Source organism: Bacillus sp. Cr_A10 (assembly GCF_029222665.1).
Classification (GTDB): Bacteria; Bacillota; Bacilli; order Bacillales_A; family Planococcaceae; genus Psychrobacillus.
The window spans coordinates 1-26300 of the sequence record NZ_JARHXR010000019.1 but is presented as its reverse complement, the minus strand read 5'-3'; the positions used below and the strand labels follow the sequence as shown (position 1 = coordinate 26300).

The 26300-nt window shown below is 35.8% G+C and carries 27 protein-coding genes; 13 read left to right on the top strand and 14 right to left on the bottom strand.

The features are described 5' to 3' along the window. Nucleotides 1-95: 95 nt before the first annotated feature. The 4 genes from P2Q73_RS16375 to P2Q73_RS16360 all read right to left on the bottom strand — a co-directional run bounded on the left by P2Q73_RS16375 (nt 96) and on the right by P2Q73_RS16360 (nt 3584). On the bottom strand, nt 96-1400 hold the full coding sequence (locus P2Q73_RS16375; protein ID WP_275789138.1) for a DUF4179 domain-containing protein: 1305 nt from the start codon (nt 1398-1400) through the stop codon (nt 96-98). Continuing rightward, nucleotides 1393-1929 carry a sigma-70 family RNA polymerase sigma factor gene (locus P2Q73_RS16370; protein ID WP_275789136.1) on the bottom strand — a complete coding sequence of 179 codons (537 nt, stop codon included), beginning with the start codon at nt 1927-1929 and terminating at the stop codon, nt 1393-1395. Before P2Q73_RS16370 ends, P2Q73_RS16375 begins: the two co-directional genes overlap by 8 nt. A gap of 105 nt (nt 1930-2034) precedes the next feature. Continuing rightward, nucleotides 2035-2598 (bottom strand): NADPH-dependent FMN reductase, encoded by a 564-nt coding sequence (locus P2Q73_RS16365; RefSeq protein WP_053590609.1) that lies wholly within the window; start codon nt 2596-2598, stop codon nt 2035-2037. 164 nt (nt 2599-2762) lie between these two features. Beyond that, complete coding sequence (locus tag P2Q73_RS16360) at nt 2763-3584, bottom strand: NAD(P)H-binding protein (RefSeq protein ID WP_275789133.1); 822 nt, start codon at nt 3582-3584, stop codon at nt 2763-2765. Between the two features lie 56 nt (nt 3585-3640). Here P2Q73_RS16360 and P2Q73_RS16355 point away from each other — a divergent pair, with 56 nt between their 5' ends. From P2Q73_RS16355 to P2Q73_RS16345, 3 genes are all read left to right on the top strand, one after another. Continuing rightward, nucleotides 3641-4645 carry a hypothetical protein gene (locus tag P2Q73_RS16355; RefSeq protein WP_275789131.1) on the top strand — a complete coding sequence of 335 codons (1005 nt, stop codon included), beginning with the start codon at nt 3641-3643 and terminating at the stop codon, nt 4643-4645. A gap of 47 nt (nt 4646-4692) precedes the next feature. Beyond that, entirely contained in the window at nt 4693-4875 is a 183-nt protein-coding gene (locus tag P2Q73_RS16350) for an SE1832 family protein (RefSeq protein WP_053590611.1), read from the top strand. A gap of 330 nt (nt 4876-5205) precedes the next feature. Then, nucleotides 5206-6774, top strand: a complete 1569-nt coding sequence (locus P2Q73_RS16345) for an ABC-F family ATP-binding cassette domain-containing protein (RefSeq protein ID WP_275789129.1) — start codon at nt 5206-5208, stop codon at nt 6772-6774. Nucleotides 6775-6900: 126 nt separating this feature from the next. On the opposite strand, the gene P2Q73_RS16340 is transcribed toward P2Q73_RS16345, so the two are convergent. From P2Q73_RS16340 to P2Q73_RS16325, 4 genes are all read right to left on the bottom strand, one after another. Continuing rightward, nucleotides 6901-7137, bottom strand: a complete 237-nt coding sequence (locus P2Q73_RS16340; protein WP_275789127.1) for a hypothetical protein — start codon at nt 7135-7137, stop codon at nt 6901-6903. 23 nt (nt 7138-7160) lie between these two features. Beyond that, nucleotides 7161-7802 carry a hypothetical protein gene (locus tag P2Q73_RS16335; protein WP_275789125.1) on the bottom strand — a complete coding sequence of 214 codons (642 nt, stop codon included), beginning with the start codon at nt 7800-7802 and terminating at the stop codon, nt 7161-7163. Between the two features lie 406 nt (nt 7803-8208). Beyond that, nucleotides 8209-8757 carry an RNA polymerase sigma factor gene (locus P2Q73_RS16330; RefSeq protein WP_275789123.1) on the bottom strand — a complete coding sequence of 183 codons (549 nt, stop codon included), beginning with the start codon at nt 8755-8757 and terminating at the stop codon, nt 8209-8211. A gap of 121 nt (nt 8758-8878) precedes the next feature. Beyond that, the gene (locus tag P2Q73_RS16325; RefSeq protein WP_275789486.1) at nt 8879-10147 is read right to left on the bottom strand and encodes a hemolysin family protein; all 1269 of its coding nucleotides are present in this window, start codon (nt 10145-10147) and stop codon (nt 8879-8881) included. Nucleotides 10148-10284: 137 nt separating this feature from the next. Between P2Q73_RS16325 and P2Q73_RS16320 the strand changes: the two genes are divergently transcribed. Next, nucleotides 10285-11682, top strand: a complete 1398-nt coding sequence (locus P2Q73_RS16320) for a dipeptidase (protein WP_275789121.1) — start codon at nt 10285-10287, stop codon at nt 11680-11682. A gap of 444 nt (nt 11683-12126) precedes the next feature. Here the strand turns inward: P2Q73_RS16320 and P2Q73_RS16315 are convergent, their stop codons facing one another. Together P2Q73_RS16315 and P2Q73_RS16310 are read right to left on the bottom strand one after the other, a co-directional pair. Continuing rightward, nucleotides 12127-12705, bottom strand: a complete 579-nt coding sequence (locus P2Q73_RS16315) for a nitroreductase family protein (RefSeq protein ID WP_056828186.1) — start codon at nt 12703-12705, stop codon at nt 12127-12129. A gap of 84 nt (nt 12706-12789) precedes the next feature. After that, on the bottom strand, nt 12790-14607 hold the full coding sequence (locus P2Q73_RS16310; RefSeq protein WP_056828188.1) for a sensor domain-containing diguanylate cyclase: 1818 nt from the start codon (nt 14605-14607) through the stop codon (nt 12790-12792). 49 nt (nt 14608-14656) lie between these two features. Here P2Q73_RS16310 and P2Q73_RS16305 point away from each other — a divergent pair, with 49 nt between their 5' ends. After that, complete coding sequence (locus P2Q73_RS16305; RefSeq protein WP_275789118.1) at nt 14657-15229, top strand: glycerol-3-phosphate acyltransferase; 573 nt, start codon at nt 14657-14659, stop codon at nt 15227-15229. A gap of 104 nt (nt 15230-15333) precedes the next feature. Next, on the top strand, nt 15334-16185 hold the full coding sequence (locus P2Q73_RS16300) for a DegV family protein (protein WP_053590621.1): 852 nt from the start codon (nt 15334-15336) through the stop codon (nt 16183-16185). A 48-nt stretch (nt 16186-16233) separates the two neighbouring features. Here P2Q73_RS16300 and P2Q73_RS16295 read toward each other — a convergent pair whose 3' ends face one another. Then, a complete protein-coding gene (locus P2Q73_RS16295) occupies nt 16234-16722 on the bottom strand; it encodes an amidase domain-containing protein (RefSeq protein WP_053590622.1) in 489 nt (162 codons plus the stop codon). Between the two features lie 145 nt (nt 16723-16867). Between P2Q73_RS16295 and P2Q73_RS16290 the strand changes: the two genes are divergently transcribed. Then, the gene (locus tag P2Q73_RS16290) at nt 16868-17890 is read left to right on the top strand and encodes a DUF2804 domain-containing protein (protein ID WP_056828192.1); all 1023 of its coding nucleotides are present in this window, start codon (nt 16868-16870) and stop codon (nt 17888-17890) included. 101 nt (nt 17891-17991) lie between these two features. Here P2Q73_RS16290 and P2Q73_RS16285 read toward each other — a convergent pair whose 3' ends face one another. After that, entirely contained in the window at nt 17992-19032 is a 1041-nt protein-coding gene (locus tag P2Q73_RS16285) for an NAD(P)/FAD-dependent oxidoreductase (RefSeq protein ID WP_056828194.1), read from the bottom strand. 122 nt (nt 19033-19154) lie between these two features. Between P2Q73_RS16285 and P2Q73_RS16280 the strand changes: the two genes are divergently transcribed. Genes P2Q73_RS16280 through P2Q73_RS16265 form a run of 4 tightly spaced genes read left to right on the top strand, consistent with a single transcriptional unit; the run spans nt 19155 to nt 22933 of the window. Beyond that, nucleotides 19155-19946, top strand: a complete 792-nt coding sequence (locus P2Q73_RS16280) for an ABC transporter ATP-binding protein (protein ID WP_053590625.1) — start codon at nt 19155-19157, stop codon at nt 19944-19946. A 4-nt stretch (nt 19947-19950) separates the two neighbouring features. Then, nucleotides 19951-20871 carry an iron-hydroxamate ABC transporter substrate-binding protein gene (locus P2Q73_RS16275; protein WP_056828197.1) on the top strand — a complete coding sequence of 307 codons (921 nt, stop codon included), beginning with the start codon at nt 19951-19953 and terminating at the stop codon, nt 20869-20871. Nucleotides 20872-20930: 59 nt separating this feature from the next. Further along, nucleotides 20931-21929 carry a FecCD family ABC transporter permease gene (locus P2Q73_RS16270; RefSeq protein WP_056828199.1) on the top strand — a complete coding sequence of 333 codons (999 nt, stop codon included), beginning with the start codon at nt 20931-20933 and terminating at the stop codon, nt 21927-21929. Continuing rightward, nucleotides 21926-22933: a FecCD family ABC transporter permease gene (locus tag P2Q73_RS16265; RefSeq protein ID WP_056828201.1), complete on the top strand. Its 1008-nt coding sequence runs from the start codon at nt 21926-21928 to the stop codon at nt 22931-22933. Before P2Q73_RS16270 ends, P2Q73_RS16265 begins: the two co-directional genes overlap by 4 nt. 60 nt (nt 22934-22993) lie before the next feature. Here the strand turns inward: P2Q73_RS16265 and P2Q73_RS16260 are convergent, their stop codons facing one another. Further along, nucleotides 22994-23590 carry a TetR/AcrR family transcriptional regulator gene (locus P2Q73_RS16260; protein ID WP_056828203.1) on the bottom strand — a complete coding sequence of 199 codons (597 nt, stop codon included), beginning with the start codon at nt 23588-23590 and terminating at the stop codon, nt 22994-22996. Between the two features lie 176 nt (nt 23591-23766). On the opposite strand from P2Q73_RS16260, the gene P2Q73_RS16255 reads away from it, so the two are divergent. Next, nucleotides 23767-24036: an alpha/beta fold hydrolase gene (locus P2Q73_RS16255; protein WP_275789111.1), complete on the top strand. Its 270-nt coding sequence runs from the start codon at nt 23767-23769 to the stop codon at nt 24034-24036. After that, complete coding sequence (locus P2Q73_RS16250) at nt 23982-24593, top strand: alpha/beta fold hydrolase (protein ID WP_345798858.1); 612 nt, start codon at nt 23982-23984, stop codon at nt 24591-24593. Before P2Q73_RS16255 ends, P2Q73_RS16250 begins: the two co-directional genes overlap by 55 nt. A gap of 57 nt (nt 24594-24650) precedes the next feature. On the opposite strand, the gene P2Q73_RS16245 is transcribed toward P2Q73_RS16250, so the two are convergent. Then, complete coding sequence (locus tag P2Q73_RS16245; protein WP_053592195.1) at nt 24651-25370, bottom strand: glycerophosphodiester phosphodiesterase; 720 nt, start codon at nt 25368-25370, stop codon at nt 24651-24653. Nucleotides 25371-26300: the final 930 nt, after the last annotated feature.

Below are 26300 nucleotides of genomic sequence, written 5' to 3'. Positions count from 1 at the left end.
TTGGTCTCGTTATTTAAAAATTGGTTGCGATATTGCATGAATTAGTCTCGGTTTTATTGAAATTAGTCTCGTTCATACATTTAATGCCAATTTTATTACTTTATCTTAATTGATACAGAACCATCTAAGTAATTAGGATATGCAGTAAAATCCAATCTTACTGGATTTATGATATCCTTTGCTTCTAAAGTTATTTCTGAAAAATGATATTCTCCATCGCCCGAGGTACCTTGCGTTGGTATATCGACTACTTCTCCGAGTGCGTTCTCACCATCTGTAAAAAGAGAATACATATGGTTTTCCCGTATAGGAGCATATTTTACCTCAAATGAATTACTATGAATCCCCGTAACTTCAATTTTACCTTCGGATGGCTGTTTCAAAACTTCCTTCTTTCCAAAGTCGATTAATAAATAACTATCGTCCTTAGGGAGCGCCTGCACTTTATCGAATTTAAAATAAAGCTCTTTTGGCTCTTTAAAATAATTGCTTTGTAAAAAGTAGGTTCTTTCTTTGTTTCCTACTCCCCCAAAACCACTTGTTCCATTTTGAATGGAACTCCAAACTTCACCGTTCTCATCTTCGATTCGCATATCCTCAAACTGTAAGATTTCCATATCATTTTGTTCGTCAAACTCTATAGAAATTGCTACACGTAGAGGATAAACCTTTATTTCTTTCACGAGTATTTTCTGACCATCCATCTCTACTTCTTCATTTAATGAATATACTTTTCCATTCTTCCATTCATTTTTAACAGTGAACGGAACTTGGAAGGTTGTATCTTTACTATCCATTTCTACTTGAAACGTAATCTCAAACTCATTAGAAGTAAATTTCTCTGTCTCTGTAAAAACAAAGCTGAATTTATCTTCCTTTCGGTTTGCATGCTCCTGATTTGGTGAATCGTACCCAATAGAACCAATTAGACTTCTATCGTCATTTAACAAATCAATTTTTGTATAGTTAATATTTTCAATAGAATGAGGGGCTTCTAACGTATAGAAAATCTCTGCTCCCGTTTCATCTATAATTACTCCATCAATCGTAAACGTCATATTGTCTTTTATTTGGCTAACGCCGATTGGCTCGTAATAGTCATTTTCCATAATTGCTTCTAACCCTTTATCAAACTGAATTAAATGAACAAATCTCTCCATTCCAGGAATAGATGAAACTGCATTAGCAACTGCAGGAGATACTCGGATAGATGTCACTAATGTCAACATTAGAATTGCTACTACAGAAAGCATTGAGAGTGTTTTTCGACGATTTCTTTTTTTGTTTTTTGCCTTTTTAATGCCTTCTTGTATGGCATCGTTTACCCGCTCTTCAGGTATCTCAATTTGCTCCAATCGCTGTTTTGATTGTTTGAGCATTTCTTCTTCTTTTTCATACATGATCTATATCCCCTTTCTCTGTCAGGAAATTTCGCAATGACTTTAGCGCTTTATGAAGTCTCGATTTTACGGTTCCTTCTGGAATATTTTTTATCTCAGCTATTTCTTTAATTTTTGTATCTTGGAAGTATTTAAGGAATATTAACTGCTGCTCTGCACTAGACAAGGAGGCAATGGCTTCCTCCATTTCTAGATTAGTATTGTCTGTGTAGTAGCCCATTTCTTGTAGAAATTCATTGGAAATATATCGTTTGTTCTTTTTTAAATGATCCTGGCAATAGTTCATCATGATTCGAATAAGCCATGTTTTCATATATTGCGGCTCTTTTACTGTATGTATTTTTTGATAGGCTCTAAATGTAACTTCTTGCAATGCTTCCACTGCGTCATGTTCATTTTTTAGAAAGGCAAATGCTGTATGATATAGTACCTTTTTATGCATCTGTATTAACTGTATAAATGCTTGTTCTTCCCCTTGAATAGCTTTACTCGCTATGTCTAAATCCTCCACACCCACACCCCATTTCATCCCCTCTTATACATTAGACATTTGAACACCAAAAAAGTTCATTTGTTTTAAAATAAAAAAAACGGATGCCCCAAAAGCTTTGGAGACATCCTTCTCTCTAATTCATCAATGCGTATCGATTGGTTCTTTACAAAGTGTTTTACTCATTTCTACGTATTGTACAAATACACGAGCGAGTTCTCGGAGACGTTCATGTACGTCTTCTTCAACAATGACGTTATTTTTGTCAAAATGGCTAGAGTGTGTGTACACATAATTTGGGGTGACAAGGCATCGGAAGTAGTCCAAAATTGGCTTAAGCTGATTTTCGATTACTAGGTGATGTTGGTATGTCCCGCCATTCGCTACAATAGATACTGGTTTGTAGCGCATTGTTTTTGGATGTAAAAAGTCAAATGTATTTTTCAATACTCCAGGGATAGATCCTTGAAAAATAGGTGTTGCAATAATATATCCGTCAGCTTGTTCAAACTTACTAACAAGCAGCTTCATGTCATCGTTATAGTTTTCAAATGGTCTACCATCTACAAATTGATGTTCATAATTCGCTAGACTTACAATTTCTAACGTATAATTCTTGTTGAGATTTTCTATATAGTCTTTCACTTGTTCTAAAATAACTCCTGTTTTCGTACCAATAATTGTTCCGTCTACAAGTAGAATTTTCATTTTACAGAACCTCCTTTATCCGCTTCTCATTGTATCAAAAAAGGAGGTCTAATTTCGAAATAAACTTTCATTTTGACAAAGTTCATCCTTTTGACTGAACCCCTCTTTCCTCGACTTTCTAATTAATACAGTATATGCATGAACCCAATGAGCTGTAATTTGCTTTAATCTTCTATTTTTTCCTTTTCTAAAAATATATCTTTTCGATTTTCCCAATTAAACAATTCTTCTCGCGGAATCGGCTGCTCATCCTCTTCTATAATTGGTTTTGCTTCTAAAATAGGTAAAGCTTTATATATATTCACTTTATTTTTATTTCCATGGACTGCATAATGGTATATTGCAAAAGCTAATTGTTTACCTTCAATAGAACGAAAGCGCTTAAAGGGGCCAATCAATAGTGGATTGAGTAGTTGGAATACTCCTTCCGCAAGCCTTTCCCCAAATCGAAATTCTCCTCGATCCCCTGTAAGTAAGGTCGGACGGAAAATGGACAGCTGCGGAAGATTTAAGTCCATAAGTTCTTGCTCCATTTTCCCTTTTATACGGCTATAAAAAAACGGAGATTTTTTGCTAGAACCCGCTGCAGAAATGACAAGCACATGCTGTATCCCCCTTTTTTTTGCCAACGAAGCAATTTGAAGAGGATACATAAAATCCACTTTTTCAAAGTTCTCCTTCGTTTTCGCTTTTTTCATCGTTGTTCCTAAACAACAGAATAGATCATCTGCAATTTCTAAATCCTTTTCTTCCAACATATCAAAATCCTTAATTGTTACATCCAGTTTTGGATGCTTATATGTAATGTCTCTTCTAGCAATAATTGAAACTGCAACATATTCTTCACTTTCACATAACTGTTTTACTAAAAAGCTTCCAGTAAATCCCGTTGCACCAACAACGATAGCAGTTCTTTTTTCCATTTCACTATGCCACCCATCCAGTAATAAGTAGAGATCTGAGCCTTTCGTTATTCTTGCAGTCATACACACCTGTCCCTTTCCATACAATAAAAAGTATAGTAAGGAAAGGATGATGAAAATTGAAATTAGCTTATCTTTTAAATACACTTCCTCACCGCGGATTATATCCTGCTGATCGAGCAAAAACACTGCTCCCTGCTTTAAATACTACAGATTGTAAATTTTTTGTACCTAGTTCGAATACAAGCCTAATTGCATATTTAGAAACGCTAAATATTAAAGCTGTTTTATTTAGAAATAATGCTAATCTATTAGAAGAAATGAAACTTTTTAGTCCTAATTGTATTATTCATGATAGTGGGAACTCTGAAAAAGATTTGATTCGCCATTTAAAAACATTTAACTGTCCACTTATCCATTTCGATGATCATGGGGATGGCGGAGCATTAGCTGACATTGTTTTTCAGGCATTATATGAGAATCCAAAGGACATTTCCAAAGAAAATTATGTATATGGACCTACTGGATATATTCCAGCACATAAAATTGTCTTTAAAAATAATAACATGTTACAAGATCCGCCACATATTGTGGTTGCCTTCCCTCATGAAGATCCGGAGAATTTGACGTATCGCACGTTAAGGCATCTTGTCCAGCTGCACATCCCTTTACAAATTAGTGTAATTGTTGATGAAAATTATAAGCATGACATAACAGAGCTGAAGCGGTTTGCGCTTACTCGAAAATCCATCAAAGTTATTTCCACCAAAGAACCAGAATCTTATATATATACTAGTGATATCGTCATTACTTCTGGTGCTTACACCCCCTTCCTTGTAGCACAACTTAAAATTCCTTGCATTATTTTGTGTGCACATGAGGAAGAGATGAATTATGCATTCCCACAAGAAGTAAATGGCTTTGCCAATTTGGGATTAGGACGCAAAATCAAGCAATCCTACCTTCAAAATGCTGTGATGGAAATCATTTTGCATGACAATAGAAGAAAAGCATATATACAGAAGCAGCAACATATTCAATTTAGTTCTAATTTAGAAGATGTTGTAAATCTTATCAATGAAACTATAACGAAAAAAATAGAACAAGAAGAAATAGCGCGTTAAACAACTTTTTATGCTACAATTAGGCAAAAAGCTGAAGGTGATTTTTCATGACAAAACAACAACTACAAGCGCAGATAGCTGAGTTAAAAATGGATTACATCCGTTTACAAGGAGACATGGAAAAACTGGAATCAAACGGCCATCCCACTCAAATAGAAAACGCCGAACGTAGACTAGCCAAAATGGAAGAAGACCTTGCAGAACTAAACAAACAGCTCGCGGAATTGTAAAACGTTAATTATTCAGATTTCTGGCAGATAAATTTCGAAGCTAGGTTCCCAGACTGACTTGAAAACGCTTGTCAGTCGAGGCAACTTAAGTTCGCGACATCCTTGTCGCAACGGTTGCATGACCCAATCCTATGGGACTGCACGCCGGCTCGAGACGGAAGCTCAATTTAGTTTTTATGAGCTTACAATGGTGTGCCAGCAAATGTCTTTCTGCAACGAGCTTTGCGCAGGAGCAAATGTTCTTTCTGCGACGAGCTTTTCGCAGGAGTAACGAAGAATGAGAGCGTTTGACATCAGTCTAGCGAGCTTTCTTTATGGAGGAAACAATAAATGAGCTTATTAAACGTAGAAAATTTGGGACATACATTCGGAGATCGCACGCTTTTCAAAGAGGTTTCTTTTCGTTTAGTGGAAGGAGAACATGTTGGACTAGTTGGTGCAAACGGGGTTGGTAAATCCACTTTGATGAATATACTGACAGGCGAAATCATTTATGATGAGGGCCGTGTAGAATGGTTGCCTGGCACTCATTACGGTTATTTGGATCAGCATACCCGTTTACAACAAGGACGCTCAATGTTCGACACACTTCGAGATGCCTTTTTGCCTCTTTATAAAAAAGAGGAAGAGTTAAATGAAATTATCGCAAAAATGGCGGATGCCACTCCAGAGGAATTGGAAGAATTACTAGAACAAATGGCGGAAATCCAAGATGCTTTAGATGCTGGTGATTTTTATTCATTAGACATGAAAGTGGAAGAGGTCGCTCGTGGTCTTGGGTTAGATGCTATCGGATTAAACCGTCCAGTTGAAGCACTATCTGGTGGGCAGCGTACAAAGGTGCTTCTAGCTAAGCTTTTATTAGAGAAGCCAAAAGTATTGCTATTAGATGAGCCTACCAACTATTTAGACGAAGAACACGTTTCTTGGTTATCTAACTATCTGAAAAACTATCCATATGCGTTTTTATTGATCTCGCATGATACAGAATTTATGAATGGTATTGTTGATGTCATCTTCCACTTAGAGTTTTCAAAGTTGACTCGTTATACAGCATCCTATGAAAAGTTCTTAGAGCTTGCAGAGTTAAACAAAAGACAGCATATTGATGCTTATGAAAAGCAACAAGACTTCATAAAAAAACAAGAAGAGTTTATTGCAAAAAATAAAGCGCGCTATTCTACAACGGGACGCGCAAAATCTCGCCAGAAACAACTTGATCGCATAGAGCGTATAGACCGTCCAGAAACAGCAGCAAAGCCTGAATTTAGTTTCAAAGAGTCTCGTAGCTCTGGTCGTTACGTGGTAGAAGCGGAACATTTAGAAATCGGTTATGATAAGCCTTTACTCCCTCCTTTAACGTTCACTATTGAACGCGGAGAAAAAATTGCACTTGTTGGAATGAATGGTATTGGTAAATCAACTTTACTTAAAACGATGTTAGGCAAAATTCCTTCACTGGGTGGAAAAGTAACTCGTGGGGATTTCTTATTTCCTTCTTACTTTGAACAAGAAGTAAAAGCAGGTAATATTACACCAATCGAAGCCATTTGGGAAGTTTACCCAAGCATGGAACAAAGCCAGGTACGTGCTGCTTTAGCTCGAACTGGTTTAAAAAGTGAACATATTTCCCGTCCACTTTCTAGTTTAAGTGGTGGCGAGCAAGCAAAAGTACGTTTATGTAAACTGATGATGGAAGAAAGTAACTGGTTAATTTTTGACGAACCAACAAACCATTTAGATATCCATGCAAAAGAAGAACTAAAACGTGCAATGAAAGAATTTAAAGGAACTATCGTACTTGTGAGTCATGAACCTGAATTCTACGAAGGCTTAGTAACAAAAGTATGGAACGTAGAAGAATGGTTCTCCACTGGAAAAGAAGTAATAGAAGAATAAGTACGTTCAAATGCCCTGAGTTTAGTTAGCTCAGGGCTTTTTATTACATAGGCTCTGTAATTTTTGTTCTTTAATAAATTTGTACATATACTACACGAATATGAGCAAATGAATTCTTCATATACTTCATTCGAGCAATTTGGTACTGCAATCTCTCGAGCTTATATATTTTCTCTTGTGTTTCTGATCATGATATACCTGGATATTTCCAACCGAAGCTATTACCCCAAAATCATCTGCACCAGTACCATTGATAGGCATTTTACCTCTACCAAACCAATAATCTAAATATCTAACTGAAACAATTGAGTTCCTATTATTTCTATCTTTCAACACAGCATCATAGTTGGTTATTAACTCCAATAAAAATATCACACCTATCTTTTCTAATATTTGACTTCTATAGGTAACATTAAAAAATAATATTCATTTACTTGTTTCCAAACAAATTTATGTTGATTATTAAAATTTATTTTTACACTTGCTCGACTTTTTAACTTGGGTATTAGTTCAAAATTAGATTTAGTTATATAATTGTTACACATTGAAAAGCTATATGCTGTACTGTCTAATTTTTTTGATTCTTTTGTGTAAGAACCGTTATCAGTTATCATAAAAAAATAAGCTAGATCATAACCCGCGTTTAAACACCCTTCAAGTGATTGTATGTCAGAGTATGCATCAATCCTAGCCTCATCGTCTGCACCTTGTGACTTCTTTTTAAATTTCAGTTCAATTGCTGATTTTGAGATAATTACCCCATTTTCAAGTAGGTTACATGTAATATCAATATACTTATTTCTTCCATTAATATTTATTTCTCTTACTTCTAAATCTACATAAAATTGCTCTGTACGAGAGAAACAATGTAAATCTCCAACTTGCCGCAATATGTTGCCAAAATTATGCTGAAAAGGCGCTTCTTTAGAGACAATTAACCTACCGTTAGTAAATTGACTTATAAATATTTCCCAAGACTTCACTATTATCATTTTGAGTTTTTCTGTTGCGTTTGATGAATACATCATAAAACACTCCTACAAAGATTTTTTTCGATTATAGTATCTTTGATATTATATCTTTTTTATTATTTTACCTCTATCTATTTAATAGTTTATTAATGTTCCTAAATACCCTTCTCCACATTACACCTTTGTTTTTTTATTCACTTTTAATACTAGAGCGGAAAATCATCGTCCGACACTTCAATTGGTCCCTCGCTATTAGCAAAAGGATCTTTACCCACCCTTCTATACTTCTGGTGAAGCTGAGTTGTCGGAGCATTGTTTTGTGAGCCTGTCCATTCCTCGGTCCTAAGAATTGAACGCTATTTGTATTAAAATAAATGGACATTGGGAACCAATTCGTACTGAGAGCGTCCAATATATTAAGTAAAGCAAAAAAAGCCCCCATCACTGGAGACTCTCCTCTTTATTATGCTAAAACTAATGATTCTTTTGCTATATCATCATTCATAATTAATTCTTTCAAGCGTTGTTTCGCTCTAAATAGTCGTGATTTTACCGTACCAATAGAAACCTTCATCACTTCAGCAATTTCAATCAATGAATACTGGTGAACATAAAAGTATAAGACAGTTTTTTGATAGATACCATCTAATTCGGCAACTTTAGAACGAATGATTTCACCTACGTCCTCTTTCTCCAGTTGCTCCTCTACTGATAAAACATCGGAAGCGATTAAATCTAGAATAGAAACATCCAATTGCTCGGGTTGGTTTGCAACATATTTGCTACGTCGCACTTGTTTACGATAACGATCACGGAACGTATTCATACAAATAGTTGTTAACCACGCTTTTAAATGGTCAACCTCTTTCATATAAGATTCGTAACGTACGACCTTCATCCAAACTTCTTGCATTAGATCTTCCGCATCTATTTGATTTTTAGTTAATTTTAAACATAAGTAGTATATGTAACGGTTATATTCTTCATAAACATTTTCTAATTTGACTTGCATGGTTATTCCTCCGCTCAGCTTTTGTTGATACCTTTATAATGCCAAATATCAACCTTTCACTCCATCGGATTCTCTTTCAACTCTATTACAAACGTGTAAGAATAAAAAACGCAAGGAGTAATTAACTCTCTTGCGTTTCTGCTTCTATCGCTTCAGTTATAACTTCTTTTTTAATAATCGTTAATTTAGCAATACGGCTCCGATCCATTTCGTTTACCTCGAAAAGAAGATTTTCATATGTAAACTGTTCATTTTCTTCCGGAACATGCCCTAGCTGATCTAGGATAAAACCACCGATTGTATCATTTTCATTAATGATGTTAATATTAAACATTTGATTAACCTCTTCTATTTCCAAACGCCCTGCGCAAATTAATTGATTCTCAGTCATTTCGTGCACTAATATTTCTTCATCATGATCGGTTTCGTCTTCAATTTCCTGCCCAATCATTTCCTCTAATAAGTCTTCATGTGTCACAATTCCAAGTGTTCCACCATATTCATCCAATACAATCGCCATATGCTTTTTGTGTGTCAACATCAGTTTAAAGACTCTTTCGACACTCAATGTCTGCACTACAAATAATGGCTCTTTATCAATTATTTCATCTAAACTTGTAGATGGAACCATCGACCATTCAATCAGCTTTTTCGAATAAAACATTCCCACTATTGTATCCATATCCTCATCGTATACAGGATATCGTGTATAAAAGTGTTCTAATATCGTATCTCGTACTTCTTCATATGTGGCTTGTAAAGGAATTGCAACCACTTCCGTTCGGTGGGTTGATAAAACGTCCGATACATCTTTATTCGGAAAATCGAGTATACCTTTTAAACGCTCTGATTCTTCTTCTTCGAATGTCCCATTTGTAGAAGCTATATCTACCATATTTAATAATTCTTCTTTTGAAATGGTTGTTTCCCTGACAGCCCCATTAGAACCAATACGAATAATCATATTGATTAGTCCCGCTATTAAAAACGTTATTGGTCTTAGCAGTTGAACTAGAAGGCGTATAAAAGGAGCAATTATGTAAACAATTGATTCTGAAAAAGTACCAGCAATTGTTTTTGGTAAAACTTCAGCAAACAGTATTATCAAAACCGTTAAAGTGACAACTGACCAAGCAATATTCCATTGGTAATTCTCTGCTATCAGGATTAACAAAACAGTTGCCGCTATATTTGCAATCGTGTTTCCAACTAAAATTGTTATGATCATTCGGTCCGGTTTCGATAAAAGAACAAGTAGTTTCTCTGCTGCCCTCTCCCCTTGTTCAGCTCGTAACCGAACCTTCGTCCTATTAACTGTCGTTAAAGCTGTTTCACTTCCTGATAAAAAAAATGAAACAAGCAGTGCAAAACCTAATAGTACAAATTCTATGTACAAGTGTGTTTCCTCCTAAAATGATTAACTCGAACAGTATTTCTTTATAACTATAGCATACTGTGATTTTAGTTGTCACAAATCTTATGCTATACTATTTCTATTCACGAAATTTTATGAAAAGAGGGGTTTTAGTGAGCCAATTTTCAGTTTTAGATAGTTACTTTACAGAAAAAAGAGAAGCACATTTAGAAGAACTAAAGCAATTCTTGCGCATACCAAGCATATCTTCTTTATCAGAGCACAAAGAGGATATGCAAAAAGGTGCACAGTGGTTAGCAGATTCCTTTACTAACGCTGGATTAGAAAATGTCGTTATTGATAAAACAAGTGGTCATCCTGTTGTATATGCAGATTGGTTACACGCTGCAGGTAAACCAACTATCCTAGTTTATGGTCATTATGATGTGCAGCCTGTTGATCCCTTAAACCTTTGGGAATCAGAACCATTTGAACCACAAGTGAGAGACAATAAATTGTACGCTCGTGGCGCTAGTGATGACAAAGGACAAGTATTTATGCACGTAAAGGCAGTAGAAGCACTTATTCAAACAGAAGGATCACTACCTGTTAATGTAAAATTTTTAATAGAAGGTGAAGAAGAAGTCGGTAGCCCTAATTTAGAAGAGTACATTGAAAATAATAAAGAAAAACTTGCTGCTGATGTGATTGTCATTTCAGATACTGGTATGCAAGGTCCTGGTCAACCGGCAGTTTGCTACGGCTTACGCGGGCTTTGTGGCGTACAAATTGATGTAAAAGGTGCAAAAGGTGATCTTCACTCTGGACTTTATGGTGGGGGAGTTCAAAACTCTATTCATGCACTAGTTTCTATTTTAGATTCATTCCGAGATGCAGAAGGTACAATTGAAGTGGAAGGATTCTACGAAAATGTCCGCCCTCTTCTAGATGAAGAAAGAGAAGCATACAAAGCACTTGGTTTTGATGAAGAAGAACTGAAAAAAGAAGTAGGTGTAGATGAACTTTTTGGTGAAAAAGGATACTCTCATTTAGAACGCGTGTGGGTCCGCCCTACTTTAGAAATCAATGGTGTATTCGGGGGATTCTCTGGAGAAGGCATAAAAACAGTCTTACCAAGTGAGGCAGGAGCAAAAATCACTTGTCGTTTAGTACCAGACCAAGATCCAGACGAAATCGTCAATAAACTAAAAGCTCATATTGAGAAAAATAAACCAGCTGGTGTCACAGTAACACTAACTGAATTTGACAAAGGAAAACCATTTATCACCCCATTCGATCACCCTGCAATTCAAGCAGCTGGTCGCAGCTATGAAAAGGTATATAAAGTACCTACTGCATACACTCGTGGTGGAGGATCAATTCCGATAGTTGCAGCATTCGATGAAATTCTAGGATTACCAGTAGTATTAATGGGCTTTGGTCTATCTACTGAAAATTTCCATGCACCAAACGAGCATTTCCATCTAGAAAACTTCGACCAAGGCTTACGTGTAATCGGCGACTACTATTACGAACTAGCAGAGCTTTCTAAAGAAAACTTAAAAAAATAATAATTCTTCTAAAACACATGGGTTTATAAAATCCATGTGTTTTTTTCACAAAGAATGGTTTATTTGAATATACGAGAAATAACACCAGATGATGCAGAGAAATTTGTGGAGTTAATAAGATATATAACAAATGATAAAGAAATCAACTCTACTTTTGTTTCTTAATTAATATTTCTATGAGAAATGGTCTCGTATATCGTAGAATTGGTCTCGGTTGAAAGCAATTTGGTCTCGGTTACACTGCGATTTGTCTCGCTTCCCTCTGAATTGGTCTCGGTTAGACATTTCGCGCCATTATAAGTAAAATAATTCCAAATACTATTACCGAATGAATAAGTTGCTCACTTTAATGAAATCGCTGCCCTCTCGCCATTTCCTCAGTTCCACTGAATTTCACTTCAGTAAATAAAAAAGCTATCTCGAAGTGAGATAGCCATCTAAATATTACGCTTGTTTTTCAAATACTGTAACGAACTCTTCTATACTCTTTCGTGGTCTTGGCTTAGGCATTTCATCAAAGTAACCAACCTGTAGCATGCTAATGATTCGTTCACCATCTTTTATTCCAAGTGCTTCGCGGAATTTAGGGTTGTCTAGAAATCCAGGTGTTTTCCAGCACGATCCGATGCCTCGGTCCCAAGCTAGTAATTGCACATTTTGTACAAGCATACTAGCTGCCGCATAGTCTTCCAGTCTTTCCTTTTGGCGTGCATCTTCAGGAACGATAACAAATACATAACCGCCAGCTAATGTATATTTTTTCATTTGTTTCTCTAAATCTTCGTCTGAAAGCTCTTTCCACTTTGGTAATCCAAATTCTTTTAATACATCATATAAATCTACTAGTTCTTTTCCGCAAGCAACAACAAATCTCCATGGTTGTCTTAGCTGATGATTTGGTGCCCATAGAGCATCTTCTAAAATAGATAATAATACTTCTCGCTCTACTGGCTGTCCATTATATAACTTGATAGAACGTCGCTGTATAATGGCGTCGCGAATACTTAATGATTGATTCATCATTTTTTGAAAAACTCCCTTTTAATAAACATGAATGATTATTATTATCATACCAATTATGGCATTACAATAAAAGCCTTGTCTTTCTTAAAGCAGTGTTACTCGATTTTTCCCATTTTTCTTTGATTGGTAAAGTGCTTTATCTGCACGATCAATCAGTTCGTCCTTCTTTTTAAAAGCATGCTGCTCGGTAGATGATGCTCCAATACTTACAGTTACATAATTATTGTCCTTACCAAGACTAAATTTCTGTTCCTCGATCAATAAGCGGATATCCTCTGCAAAATTTAAAGCATTTTGTATAGATGAGTTTGTTAAAACAACAGCAAATTCTTCGCCACCATATCTTGCAACAAACGTATCTTCGGGACACATCTCTTTTATTAGCTGAGAGCTTTTAATTAATAATTCATCTCCTGCTACATGCCCATAATTATCGTTATACACTTTAAAGTTATCAACATCGATCATTAAAATGGATAACGGACTATTATTCTTAAATGATTCCTCAAAATATTTACTCATATATTCATCAAAATATCTACGATTATAGATTCCTGTTAACCCATCAATTAATGTCAATCGTTTCAATTCATCGTTTTTTTGCTTCAATTCCTCTGTTCTCGCTTTTATTTTCTCATCTAAAGAGGAATTCAGAACTTGTAAATCACTAGATAATCTTTCTGCTTCTTCAAATTTTCTTGCATAGTCTTTACTTAAGTTAAATGACTGAATTAAAACATATAAAAAGAATCCACTTGTAGATAATGGTATAGAAACAATCCAATTAAGCGTAAGTAACACATCATTGAGTACAGTTACAAAGTAAACAAGATTAGCTATTAAATTGACACGAGCAGTCGGACGTTTTCTTTTGTACGCTACAATAAGAACATATAAACCATAAAGTACATAAAGTATTATGATTTTAAAGATAAAGTCTAATAATGGTCTGAACACCAATGGTTGCTCAATTAAGGTAAAAATTATTGAACAGAATGCTATGATAATTCCAATAAGAGTTGGTATTTTTTTCATTTCCTTCGGATACATCGCTTTTATAAAAAGTAAATAGAATAAGAATAAAAGATATATACAAATAATTTCAATTCGATATACCCATATCCATTCCATGGAAGGAAAAATTTTATTTAAATAAAAAGGTGATTTCACCATTGTATAGATGGAAATAAGGATACTAATTAAACCAAAGTAAAAAAAGACAATTTCTTTTCTTCTAAAGAAGAAGATAATAAGTTCATATATTCCCATTACTAAAATGGCACCAATAGAAAACATTGTATACGCAAGTGTCGTACTATTGGTTTTAGAAATTTGTTCAGATGTCCCTAAAAATATAGGCTTCGTTGCTCCTCCTACTGGATGGTCAAAATTAGCGACATGTAAAACAATATTTAATTCCCTATTTCTTGGTGTAAAATAAACTAGTTGGTTGGAATATTCGGGTTCACTCGTTTTGGCACTAGTTCCTACAAACCCATTCGATGCTACCCTTACTCCGTTTACCAATAATGTGTAAGAGGTGTTTTGATTTGTAGTTGTAAGTGCAAGCGTGTTCCCTACTTTTTCTTCAGGTATAGTAACCTTTAAATAGTATGTACCGTAACCCAGAGATGTACCCAATGTATTCGCCCAATCGGATGGTACCAAGAGGTTGGCATAATCTCTTTCTATTAATCTCTTTTTAATTTCATTTTCAGAAAGCAATTCTTGCCAAAAAAACTTCCATTCCCCATTTAATTGAACTGGGCCAGAACTTGCAAAATCTTCAATCGTCAAGTTTAACTTCCCGTTTTGTGCAGTAACAGGAGGAACTGTCTCATTTGAACAAGATGATAGTATAAATAAAAAAGGAATCAGTAGTAGTAAAAAGCATTTTTTCATACTTTGCAGCCTTTCTACTTTCACAATCAAACCTAATTGAGGTGATGTAATGTATCTGTATTGGATTATTTGTTATATAGTCGGCACCTTCCTAACCGCTTGGTGGGTAGGAAAATGGAAAAAAACTGATTTACGAACACATCGAAGTGGTAACCTAGGTGCAAGAAATGCTGGTGCAGTTCTTGGAAAATCAGCTTTTTTAGTTACTTTTTTAGGTGATGCCTTAAAAGGTGTTCTCGTTATCTGTATTGGCTTTTATTTTCAATTTTCCTATGAATACATTGCAATCGGAGGATTATTTGTTATATTAGGTCATCTTTTTCCATTTTGGCTAAAATTTAAAGGTGGTAAGGGGATAGCTACATTCATTGGTGTCGCTCTTACTTATAATACACTATTATTTGGAATATTTGCGTTACTTTTTCTTTTATTAATATTAATTCTTCGAAGTGCAACCTTGAGCATGATCGTTGCCTTTTTCGCATATGCTTGCATTTGTTTGTTGTACCCAGCTTTTCAAGATGCTTGGCCACTTTCTATAGCTATTTTTATTATCTTGATACGCCATCGATTTGACATGATTGAGTCATGGAATGAAAGATGGTGGAAAAAGACTATTTAATGTTATTAATATTATAACAATTTCCCAAGAAGTTCTAAGTATACTATTAATCTGTATGCTATAATTATTATCATTTAAATAATTTATTGAATAGGATGTTTAATATGACGAAGAAAAAAATAGCATGGGTTGTAGATAGTAGTGCATATGTAAGTGAAACATTAAAAAACCATCCAGACGTTTATGTGATCCCGCTTAATATCCATTTCGGTCAACAGGAATTTATAGATGGTGTTGACTTAACTTCAGCACAATTATACGACCGACTTCGTATAGAAACGGAGTCCATCAAGACATCTCAACCGTCCGCTGGCCAGTTTGCTGAGCTATATTCTAAATTAGACAAGGACTATGAGTCTATCATAGCAATCCACGTTACCAACAAATTAAGTGGAACAATTTCAGCCTCGATGAGTGGTGCTCAAATAGCGAAAGTAAATGTGGAATGTGTTGATTCCCTTTCATTATCTGCTGGGATTACTGGTCTTGTTGATAAAGGACTACTTTTACAAGAACAAGGATTATCCTTTGAAGAAATAGCCATCCAATTAAGAACATATGCTACTAAGTTTCGAAATTATATTCTAATAGGTAATTTAACTCGCCTTTACAAAAGTGGAAGACTAAGTAGTGTCCAGTTTTATCTTGGTAATCTTTTGAAAATAAAACCTGTTATACAAATTAACAATAAAGGCGAGCTTCAAGAATTAGATAAGGTTCGTTCTCATAAAAAAGCAATACAGTATTTGATAAATAAAGTAGTGGAATCCGTACAAACAGAAGGAGCAGAAATAGTTTATATTATGCATGCTAATGCTTTGGAGCAGGCAGAGAGCTTAAAAGATGCCATTCAGATGCAAGTACCTAACTTACAGATCACTATTGGAGAAATAAGTACTTCACTTGCTGTGCATGCTGGAGAAGAAACACTTGCTGTACTTTGGTACGCTTCCTAACAAAACAGAGGGTCACCAATCCATCCTGGTCACCCTCCTTTGTTATGATTAAAAATTGTCTTTAACGTGGAAGAAAATATAACTAGTTTTTGAAGTATGCGCATAGGAATCTGCATAATTCCAATACCTATTTCGACTGTTATTCGTATGAGCGTTAACATATGGCATTCCATTTTGAATACTCGTAACTATAGTAGAATGATCGTATCTGCCGTCCCCTTGAAAATCATAAAAAATTAAATCACCAGGAACAAGTTTTGAAGGTGAATTTACTTGTGTTGCCTGTAATCCCTTTGTTGATCCTGCTAAGTACCAACGTAACGAATGTGGGGTACTCCAACTCAAACTCCATGAATTACTACTCAACCACCAGCCTCTCTCTCTATTTGGCTGTCCTCTCATCGGGGCACCTCCCGCAAATAGACATTGTGAAATGTAATTTGTACAATCCACATCAAATTTTGGAAATTTCGGATTATAACTATTCCACCACTTTTGTGCATATGCCACAGCTGCATCACGATCATACTTAACCAATTTTCAACCTCCCTATACTTTGTTTATATGATTTCAATGAAAATATATGCTAGTATTGATTCAATGAATCCTTTTTTTAAGCAAACAAATAGAAACTGAGTAGAAAAAGTGGACTGAAGCTCGGTTTTAGAAAGGAAGATGGCTGATGCCACAACATGCAGAGAAAGAAATTACAGTACCTACCCTGCTTTGCGATGATAAGGGGAACTTGAATCCTAAGGCAATTGGATATGCTAAAAAACCAATTATTGAAAGCAATCTAAAGGGACACTATATGCGGAAAAAGAAGTGGAATTATTGGTGCGTATTCGGGGATGAAATTCTCTTTTCTGCAACAATTAGTCATTTAGATTACGCAGCAGTTTGCTTTGTTTACTTTTTAAATTACGAAACGCAACGATTTGTGGAGAAAACGGTAACCATTCCTTTAGGAAATAAAGTCAAAATGCCAACACAAATTCTAGAAACTGTTCAATTACATTCAAAAGAAATGTCCATCCAGCTTTTATATATACAGAATGAGACACATATGACTGTGACTATCCCTAACTTTGATGGAGATCTCTTGCATGCTGACTTACATATTTCACATCCTGTAGAAGATGAATCATTAAATGTTGTAATTCCATGGAGTCGTACACAATTTCAATTTACGGCAAAGCATCATCTATTACCTACAAATGGTTTTGTGAAAATTGGTGAGGCTCGTTATTCTTTTCAAGGAGAGGATAATTTCTCGGTGCTTGACTATGGAAGAGGAGTTTGGCCACGAGAGGCCACTTGGAACTGGGGATTTGCATCCCAACGTGTAGGTCTAAAAAGAATCGGGTTAAACTTTGGCGGTAAATGGACCGATGGTACAGGGATGACGGAAAACGCTATTTTTGTAGATGGGAAGATGACAAAAATACATGAAGATTTATTGTTTTCTTATAACCCACATGATTTCATGCAACCTTGGACGATTAAAACTAAATTTTCCAATGAAGTGAATTTAACCTTCACCCCATTCTCCCACCGTATTGCTAAAACTGATGCAAAGCTAATTTCCTCCGAAGTCCATCAAATGACAGGTTATTATAATGGGAAAATCCAACTAGAAAACGGCCCAACTCTGAATATTCGGGAATTGCTCGGTTGTATTGAAGAGCACAAGGCCAAATGGTAATAATTATATGAAACGCTGTTTCCTGAGGCATTGTCTACTCAGGAAGCAGTGTTTTTTTGGCTGTGTTGACAATGGATGGTTAGTTGGAATAACCCTTTTCCTTAAATCAGTTGTTTAATCAATTCTTTATTTCTCTCCTTAAATACTTCGTTATGAGAGGAAACCATTGCAATTTTACTTGCATCTGGTTGAATATATTGTTTTGCACAATTGACTGCATTAGCAGCATCATGGAAAGTTCCTGCAATTAAATGTAGTTTACCAGGATGATGAAGAATGTCTCCAGCCGCAAAAACACCTTCAACAGAAGACTCACTTAAACTATTTCCAGCAACATAAAAATTCTCTGCAATGTTAATATCTACGTTACTATTCTTCAATAAATCTGCATCTTGTTCATACCCATGATTGATGACCACTTCATCAATTGTTAAATACGTAACCTCTCCAGTTTCATGATTTGTTAAAGCAACGCGCTCAATTACGTCATGATTATCGTTAGCTATTAGCTTTGATATAGTTGTATTAAAATAACACGTTACGGAGCTTTCGAGAAGTTGACTTATTTGTGCCTCATGACCATTCAACGCATCTTTTCGATAAGTAACATAAACTTTTTTAGCAATTGGCTCTAGTTCATTTGCCCAATCTATCGCTGCATTTCCTCCTCCTGAAATGACAACCGTTTTATTTTTAAATCTTTGTCGAGATTTCACCGTGTAATTTAAATTGCTCACTTCATATCTTTCTGCCCCTTCAATCTCTAGTTTAATAGGATTGAGTATTCCACTTCCAACTGCAATAATAATGGTTTTAGAGAAATGCTGCTGCCCAGATGTAGTATGCAAAACAAATAATCCATTTTCTTCACGAGAAATCGATTCTACCTTTTCATTTAATACGACCTCTGGATTAAACGTTAGTCCTTGCTGCACCAATTGACCAATTAGCTTTTCACCCGAAATTGGCGTTTGTCCTCCAACATCCCAAATCATCTTCTCTGGATAAACATGTATCTTCCCTCCTAAATGAGGCTGATATTCGATAATCTTTGTTTTCATCTCTCGCAACCCACTGTAGAAAGCAGAATAAAGTCCTGCTGGACCTCCACCAATAATCGTTACATCAAAAATATTATCCATTCGATCCCGTCCCTCACTAAAAATTATTGTTGACATCGTTCATAAAGTTACATATAGTTGCATATATGATAATGATAATCGTTATCAATTATAAAAGCAATCTTTAGTTTGGAGGTTAACATATGGTTCGTCTATATACAGATGATTTGTCTATTGGTTATGGCGATCGATTAATTGTGAAAGAATTATCTGTTGAAATACCCGACCAAAAAATTACAACTATTATTGGGCCGAATGGATGCGGTAAATCTACTCTTCTAAAAGCTATTACTCGTATTATTTCGCACCAGTCTGGCGCAATCGTCTTAGATGGAAAAAGCGTTTCAAAAGAAAACACGAAGAATCTAGCAAAGAAGTTGGCCATTTTACCTCAAACACCTGAAAGCGCTGCTGGACTAACTGTTGGTGAGCTCGTTTCGTATGGTCGATTTCCCTATCAGACAGGATTTGGACGTCTTTCCAAAAAGGATTTCGAGGTAATCGATTGGGCACTAAGAGTTACAGGTACAAGTGAATTTAAGCACTACCCCGTTGATGCTTTATCTGGAGGTCAACGCCAACGAGTTTGGATAGCAATGGCGCTAGCTCAAGAAACAGAAATTATTTTCTTAGATGAACCTACCACCTATTTGGACATGGCCCACCAGTTAGAGGTCCTTGAGCTTTTACAAAAGCTGAACAAAGAAGAAAAACGAACTATTGTCATGGTATTACACGATCTCAATCAAGCTGCTCGATTTGCGGACTACATAATCGCTTTAAAAGCAGGGCAAATTGTTAAAGCAGGAAGCTGCAATGAAGTGATTACAGAAAAAGTATTACAAAATGTGTTCCAAATTGATGCTGAAATTGGTATTGATCCACGAACTAGCAAACCTATGTGCATTACATACAATTTACTCAGAGGAGAATAAGAACATGAAAAAATTATTATTATCTATTTTATTTTTGACCGCCTTCGTATTAGGGGCATGTAATAGCGAACCAACAGAAACAAAAGCAAGTGAAGAAAAAGAAGAGCCTACTACTATTACTTATCAATCTGAAGAAGGTCCAATAGAAGTTCCCGCTGATCCGAAAAGAGTTGTTGTTGTATCTTCATTCGCCGGGAATGTTGCGGCGCTTGGAGTTAATTTAGTAGGAGTAGATTCTTGGTCTAAAGAAAACCCTAGATACGAAAGCTATTTAGCAGATGTGGAGGAAGTATCAGAGGAAAATCTTGAGAAAATTATAGAACTAAATCCGGACTTAATCATCGGTCTTTCAACCGCTAAAAATTTAGATAAATTAAAAGAAATTGCACCAACTGTAACATTCACTTATGGAAAAGTAGATTACTTAACACAGCATTTAGAAATTGGAAAACTATTAAACAAAGAAAAAGAAGCACAGGATTGGATCAATGATTTTAAAGAACGCGCTAAATCAACTGGGGAGGAAATAAAAGGAGTAATTGGTGAAGATGCAACCGTTTCAGTTATTGAGAATTTCGATAAACAACTATATGTATTTGGTGATAACTGGGGTCGTGGAACGGAAGTACTTTATCAGGAGATGGGCTTAAAAATGCCGGAGAAAGTAAAGGAAATGGCATTAGAATCTGGATACTATGCTTTATCTTTAGAAGTATTACCAGAATTCAGTGGAGACTATGTCATTTTTAGTAAAACAGCAGATCAAGACAACTCTTTCCAAGAAACAGATGTATACAAAAATATCCCTGCTGTGAAAAATAATCGGGTTTTTGAAGCAAATGCAAAGGAATTTTATTTTAATGATCCAATCTCATTAGATTTCCAACTTGAATTCTTTAAAGACCACTTCATAAGCAGTAAGTAATAATGACGGAGGATCCTCGTAATGGATTCCTCCCTCTTTCATGAGAAAGGATAAGTAGTATGAAAACTTCTGTTCAGTTTGGTATAAAGTTTTTCATAGGGTTGGCCATGCTTCTGACTATGTTTATCATTTCTGTGGTGTTTGGTGCAGCAGAAACAACAATGCAAGATGTGTGGAGTGCTATTTTTACAAATATGAAGAGCGATGAAATTAATATTCTTCGAGAAATTCGTTTACCTCGGGAAGTTGCGGCAATAATTGTAGGTGCTGCTCTTGCTGTTTCTGGAGCCATTATGCAAGGTATCACCCGTAACCCTCTTGCTGATCCTAGTTTATTAGGATTAACTTCTGGAGCCAACGCAGCACTGGCTATTACAATTGCTCTGTTACCTGTTACCAACTATTTAGGGATAACAATTGCATGTTTCATAGGCGCTGCTATTGGTGCATTAATGGTTTTTAGTCTCGGTGCTGTAAAAAAAGGCGGTTTTTCTCCATTTCGAATCGTTCTTGCAGGTGCGGCAGTTTCCGCCTTTCTATATGCTATCGCAGATGGTGTTGGAATTTACTTTAAAATTTCAAAGGATGTTTCGATGTGGACAGCAGGAGGTTTAATCGGTACCTCTTGGAAGCAACTTGCAATCATAAGTCCTTTTATTGGCGTAGGAATATTAATTGCCCTACTACTCTCTAGACAACTTACTATTTTAAGTCTCAATGAAGAGGTTGCAGTTGGACTCGGACAAAAAACTGTTCAAATAAAGATTATCTTATTCATCGCCGTTATTTTACTAGCCGGTGCTTCAGTTGCAATTGTCGGTAATATGGCGTTTGTGGGATTAATGGTCCCTCATATTGTACGTGCTGTTGTTGGCACCGATTACCGTTATATAATTCCTATGTCCATTGTTGCAGGAGGCATTCTCATGTTGATAGCGGACACGTTAGGACGAACAATAAATATCCCTTATGAAACACCTGTTGCTGCAATTATTGCAATAATGGGATTACCTTTCTTCTTAATAATAGTCCGTAAAGGAGGAGGCATATTCCGATGATTCAATCCGAACTGTTAAAAAAACAACGTATAATTCTGTTTAGTTTACTTACTCTACTTTTATTTACAGCTTTTATTAGTGCTGGACTCGGGTACTCTTCTTTATCATTTGATCGGCTTGTACAGACTATCTTAGGGAATGGGACATTCAAAGAAGAATTTGTATTATTTTCTATACGATTACCAAGAATTATTATAACAATTCTTGCCGGGATGGCATTAGCACTTTCTGGAGCAATTTTACAAGGAATTACACGAAATGATTTAGCAGACCCAGGTATTATTGGCATAAACTCAGGGGCAGGAGTAGCAATTTCTTTATTTTTCTTATTCTTTCCCATAGAACCAGGTTCTTTTGTTTATTTACTACCTGCTGTTGGGTTTATTGGAGCATTACTTAGTGCAGGTTTTATTTACCTTTTATCTTATAATCGCAAAGAAGGTTTGCAACCAGTAAGATTAGTTCTTACCGGAGTAGGTTTTTCCATGGCATTATCTGGTTTAATGATTGTGCTTATCTCCTCTGCCGAGAGCCAAAAGGTAGATTTTATCTCCAAATGGATAGCCGGTAACATTTGGGGGGCTGATTGGCCATTTATTTTTGCCCTCTTACCATGGTTAATTATTTTAATCCCCTTCACTCTTTATAAAGCCAATAAGTTAAACCTTTTAGGGTTAAGTGAGCCTGTAGCGGTCGGTGTTGGCGTCTCCATAGAAAAGGAACGTATTGTTCTGTTATTGGCAGCTGTCGCTTTGGCAGCCTCTGCTGTTTCTGTTACTGGAGGTATTGCTTTTATAGGTTTAATGGCGCCACACATAGCTAAGTCATTAGTTGGTCCTAGACATCAATTATTCGTACCAATAGCGCTTTTAATAGGCGGTTGGCTTTTACTCTTTGCAGATACAATTGGTCGAAATATTATTGAACCAAATGGAATTCCAGCAGGAATCATGGTCGCCCTCATAGGTGCTCCATATTTTATGTATTTGTTATGGAAGAAATAATTTGGAAGAAAAAAACACGAACGGCTGTAGCCGCTCGTGTTTTTACTTTCTCGTGCTGTTTTATTTGTTTAACATTTGATGATCAATAAATTGAATAATATTACTTGAGCAGTGTCTAATGTATTTGCTATCATCAAATAGCTTGCTTAGCATTACACCACCTTCTATCACTGCAATAATATAAGTAGATGCCTCTTCGGTATTTATATCTTCTCTAAATTCTTTATTCTCTATCCCTTTTTGAATAATCATAGTTAATTTTCCGATAAAAGTTTTCATCGCTTGCTGAGCCTTCTCTTTAAGAAAAGGGTGTCCATCGTCGCTTTCAATGGCTGTATTTAATATCGGACATCCTCCTTCCAAAGAGTCGTTTTCAACGAGATCGATATAGACGTTGCAAATTGCTAACAAACTTTCTTTAGAATTACTTGCATTCTCTAGTGCTTTGGAAAGGAAAGACAGAATTTGCGAAAATGAATAATCAAAAGCCGCCAGAGCTATTTCATCCTTGTTTTCAAAGTGATTATAAATGCCACCTTTTCTTATACCACAACGCTCTATAATCTCTGAAAGAGAAGCGCCTGTATATCCTTTTGTATTAAATAAACCGGCCGACTCGCGGATTATATGTTCTTTTGTAATTTGTCCCTTTCGCATTCATCATACCTCCCATAAAAAAGTACCGTTTGGTCTCAAAACATTATACTACGTTTAGAATAACAATCAATAAATGTGTAAATTTTCGTGTAATTAAAAATTGTCTTGCAGTCTAGTTTGCGATATGTTAAATTAAAACAGACCGGTCGGTACTAAAATAGAGAGAGGATTTGTTTATGCAAAAGAAATGCTTAACAATTCGAGGCAGAGAAGTGTACTTTTTGGATGATGGTTTGATAAATGCCCCTGCTGTACTTTTTTTACATGGTTTCCCGGAATCTTCATTGCTTTGGGGAGAAATAGTCACGTCTGTACAGAAGGCTGGTTACAGAGCGATTGCCCCAGATTTACCTGGCTTTGGTCAAAGCGAAGCTTTTAATGAACCTTCTACCTGGGAGAGATATATGGATTTTATAAGCGACTTTTCAGAAGAGAGCTTTCTCTAGAACAATTTCATTTTGTCACCCATGACTGGGGAAGCCTTATAGGAACAAGATGGGCATGTAGCAATCCTGAACGTGTTCATAGTTTAATCATTGCAGATGCTACTTATAGTCCTGATTTTGTTTGGCATAAAGACGCATTAATTATGCGTTCTCTTGGTGGTGGAGAGCAATTTATTGAATATCTAAAAAATAAATCAGTATTTGAGGGTTTTATAAAAAAATCAATTCCAAATCTTTCTCAAGCAATTGTGGAGGATTTTTATAACCTATTTTCAGATCCAATAAAAATTAAAATCGCTCTAGAATTATACCGTTCGGGTGATATGGATAAACTAGAAATTTATCGTGGACGTTTAGCAGAATTTCTTTCAATGCCGGTTTCTATCATTTTCGGCGAGCACGATACTTATATACTCCCGGAATATGGTCGGAAGTTAAAAGATGAAGAGTTACACCATGCTAATTATTACATCATTCCAGGGGCAGGTCATTTCACCCCTTTGGAAGCCCCAATCGAATTTATAGCTATTCTCACAAAACATTTAAAAAGCGTATAACTGAAATTCCCATAAACATAAATAATGGACTGCTTTATGCCGCAGTCCATTCTAACTTTATTTATTCAAATAATTATACATTTTTTCTGGGTAATCTGTAAAAATCGCGTCCACTTTGACAGCTCTAAGCATATCTGCATATGCTTCTTCATTCACTGTGAAAACACGAAGCTTTCTTCCGCTAGCAACCGCTTCTATTCCCATCGGTCTTAGCGCAGTCGGGAAAAAGGCATGAAGCGCATCAGCTCCAACTATACGCGCATAATCATGTGGAGCGATCATTACTTCCATAAATAAAATGGCCGTTTCTATTTGAGGAGCCAACTTCTTAAAAATTCTGACCATTTCATGATTGAAAGACGATATTACAACACGATCCTCTAATCGATAATCCTTCAACATTTCCAGAACCTTTCGTTCCATCCCCTCATATGGGAAAACATCTGATTTCAATTCAATATTTATATGATGATGTGTATCTTTAAATACATATAATACTTCTCTAAGTGTCGGAATTTGTTCTCCCTTAAATTTAGAAGAAAAACTCTTACCAAAATCATACTTTTTCAGCTCTGCTAGTGTCATGTCCTTGACGAAGCCTTTTCCGTTAGATGTACGGTCAATTGTCTCATCATGAATGACAACTAGCTCCCCATCCTTTGTCATATGAACATCAAATTCTACCCCATGTACCGGAAGAGCTGCAGCTGCTTTGAACGAAGCAATCGTATTTTCTGGATGTGTCCCTGCCGACCCCCTGTGTGCATACACTTTCAAGTGAAGACCTCCCATCAATATTCTTCCTTTTATATACTTCCTATTATACACAGTTAGAACCTAATAATAAAAAACGCCATCTCCAAAAGGAAATGACGCCATATAAATTAATCCCTCGGTGGGATAGGAATATATTTTAGCTTAGGTGGTCGTGCTTTTTTAAGAATAGTCCATTGTAGACTTGTTTGAACCATTTGTCTCAAGTGAGTGAAAGGTAAAGATTTTAATCGTTTATTCGAAATTCTCAATGTTACATTGCGTTCGTTTAAACCCAATATGTATCTCTCCTTTTCGATTGAACGATGTCTTCATCATTCATCATATAGATAGTTTATGAAAGAGATGTGAATGTTATGTTTAGAGTTTGTTAATCTAGTGACTTTCCAATATATTTGGTAGCTTTCGTAAGGGGATTTGGTTGCTGTGCTTTCCTCCAATTCAACTTCTATTTTTAAGCAATGCGCTTGTAACGCACTTTAATAGCCACCTGTTTTCAATCGTTTCCGGAGTGCTATGGACAGACTTTGGCTACATTATTACCGTAGAAATATTTTGAAAGGGTGGTCGTGACTGTCGTCACGACCACCCCTTCTTTTTTTTCGGTAATCTTTGCTATTGTCTGTCCGTCGCCCTCCTGCAAATTTGGAGACTGGTTAATAGCTTTTTGGAAAATGAGAGAATAGAAGCGCCTATTCATATTGTAACCTCCCAAAGATGCCATTTCGGTCGATATCGTTCTCCTCTATTAGGTGAGTGCTTACTATTTTTCTATATTCAACATGATAGATAATTCCCTTTTTTAGGATATTTATTAGTGTGACTGATTTATACCTCAAACCTTATCGATACTTTGTTTAGTGTTATCTCTGCAGGATCGTAGCATGACACTGAAAAAATCTATAGAATTTGACTTTACTAAAAAATGTCGTC